General features: G+C 47.4%; 2 protein-coding genes. Both read right to left on the reverse strand.

Annotated elements, in window-relative coordinates; genetic code table 11:
• On the reverse strand, nt 1-1,906 hold a 1,906-nt coding region (locus ACJMLT_RS06320; protein WP_405728224.1), incomplete at its 3' end, for an N-acetylmuramoyl-L-alanine amidase.
• Nucleotides 1,907-2,086: 180 nt separating this feature from the next.
• Nucleotides 2,087-2,701 (reverse strand): S16 family serine protease (locus ACJMLT_RS06325; RefSeq protein WP_405728227.1); only part of this gene is annotated, 615 nt, incomplete at its 5' end.

Genomic DNA, 2,701 nt, shown 5'->3' on the forward strand with positions numbered 1-2,701 from the left:
CAGTTGTGCTGTTCAGGATCAGCAGATCCGTACGCTGTACGATACCACGGTTATTATTCCCCGTTGCATCGATGATGTTGTTCTGGATCAGCTGTGCCAGCTGTTTGCTGGTCAATGTTGCTCCTGTATCGTTGGCATGATTTTTATACAGTGTTTCCGTACCATTCACCAGTTTATTTTCCGCCGCATTCATGTGAATGGAAACCATGGCATCGGCGATCTGATTCGCTGTTTTTGCACGGCTGCTGTTATCGGGATAAGTATCACTGTTTCTGGTCAGATATACCTTGATGTCCTTATCCAGTTCCGCATTGACTTTCTGCAGCATGGTCAGTGTCAGATTTTTTTCTATCAGACCGTTGCCGCTGGCACCGGGATCTTTGCCGCCATGGCCTGCATCCAGCAGCAGAACTTTATCATACACATCCTGCGGATTCTTCACATGGACGACATATCTGTCCTTTTCTTCCGTAATGCTGTAGCAGCTGATGCGGTTCTGGTGGAATCGCAGTGTGGTTTTTCCACTCTTGGTGAATACTTCAACGCTTTTGATCACGTCGTCCCCAATATCATAGTTGCCTTCGCCATAGACTGCAGACAGATCCTTCGGCAGGATCACATCAAAATAACCGCTCAGATAATGATCTTCCAGTTTTACGCTGCCTGTTTTGAAAGAATCTTCCTTATCCAGATACAGCATATCCTTCGCACCGTTATAGGTCATGTGCTGCAGGGAAGAACGGAAAATGGTCAGTGTACCGCCATTGCCATCTTCACTGTAGCTGTATTCTGTCAGGTCGCCTACCTCAAACACCAGTCTCAGGGTAGTATCCGTAAACATACCGCTTCTGCCGGCAAATACATATTCCAGATCATCCACATCCAATTCATCATCCAGTTCAGATTCCACATTGGGAATATCCACTACAATGCGGGTAGGATCGGACAGGATGAATACATTGGCACCCAGAGCGCCATCCCCTTCGATCTCGATGATATCCTTATCATTTTTATGCTTGCAGGAAATATCCTCCACGGTCACTTTATCAAATGTCACGATAACCTTTGTGCCGTCGGCACTTTCTGTCACTTCGTATTTTTTCTTAGCAGAAAGATCCAGCACCACTCTGGTGTAGGTGCTGCCGTCTTCCGCTGTATGCTGTGCAGTTCTCACCGCAGATACGATGGAGCTGTTGGTTGCTGTGATCTTGGATGCCAGTCCGCTTTTTGCGCCATAGAAATCCAGAACGATCTTATCGTTGGCCACGATCACTTCTTCCCAGTCTTTGATTGCGCCGTTTGCCTGAATAGAGAAGACCTGACCTGCCGTTTTGCTGGCGGGTACATTCACTTTATTCAGCGTGATCGCAGGTGCCGCAGGCGTTGTTGTCGGTGTGGAAGGGACAGAAGGGGTTGTTGTTGCCTTCTTCTCCGCAATATTCACCGTTCTGGTATCATCGTCCCATGTGATATTCAGATCCAGCGCCGTAGCCAGTGCGCGGACAGGCAGCATAGTTCTGTCATTGACGATCATGGGAGGTACATCCATGGAAAAATCCTTCCCGTTCTGCTGACCCACTTTCTTATCAATGGTAAATACCAGCGTATATTTGTCATTGATGACATACACCTGCTGTGCATCCCCGTTCCATACCACTTCGCAGCCCAGTTCCTGCGCAATCTGTCGCATAGGCAGCATGGTTCTGCCGTCGATGGATACCGCAGGCATATCCTTAGGTGTCATCTTCTTGCCATCGATCTTGACTACGATCTCAGGGGCGTTGTATGTATGATTTTTGCCGTTGTAATGTAAATTCATGCTGACATTGGCTGCAAAGGCCGTTACGGACGAAAGCATCCCCACCGCCATGGTTGTCAGCAAAAGCCGTTTCCACTTACTTCTCATTCGTGTCATTCCTCCTGCTTTATGTAAATCGCATTTTGCGTCATAATTCTTCATTATGAAGTATAGCACAAAAGTCAAAAAAAGAAAGATTCTTTCGTACATTGAAAGAAAATCTTAATAATTTGTCGAAAAAAATCCACCTGTTGTTCCCAACAGATGGACTTTCAGTCAAATTTTATGTTATTCCTTCCCCTGCGCCCGCTGATCAAAGGCTTTCAGTTTTTTCAGAACCTTTCCATGGACACTGTTTGCAGGGAAATTACCCGCCTTATTCTTCTTTCCGGCAGGTGTTCCCATCAGAAGTTCGATGCCTTCATCGATGTGAGTGATAGGATAGATATGGAACATGCCTTCCTTCACTGCTTCCACCACTTCATCCTTCAGCACCAGATCCTTCACATTGGAAACCGGAATAATGACACCCTGTTTACCCGTCAGTCCGCGCTTTTTGCACAGGTCGAAGAATCCTTCGATTTTATATGTCACGCCGCCGATGGCCTGAATTTCCCCTTTCTGGTTGACAGAACCCGTCACCGCCAAGTCCTGACGGATGGGCAGTTCGGACAGAGAAGAAAGGATACAGTACAGTTCCGTACTGGAGGCAGAATCCCCGTCGATGCCGTTATAATTCTGTTCAAAGCAGACACGGCAGGAAAGAGACAGGGGGAAGTTCTGGGCATAGGTCTGCCCCAGAAAACCGGTGATGATCTGCACGCCCTTATCATGGGTCTGGCCGCTCATACGGGCTTCTTTTTCAATATTCACAATGCCGGATTTGCCCACATAGGTCGTTGC

It is taken from the genome of Anaerotignum sp., from assembly GCF_045122575.1.
In the GTDB taxonomy this organism is placed as follows: domain Bacteria; phylum Bacillota; class Clostridia; order Lachnospirales; family Anaerotignaceae; genus Anaerotignum_A.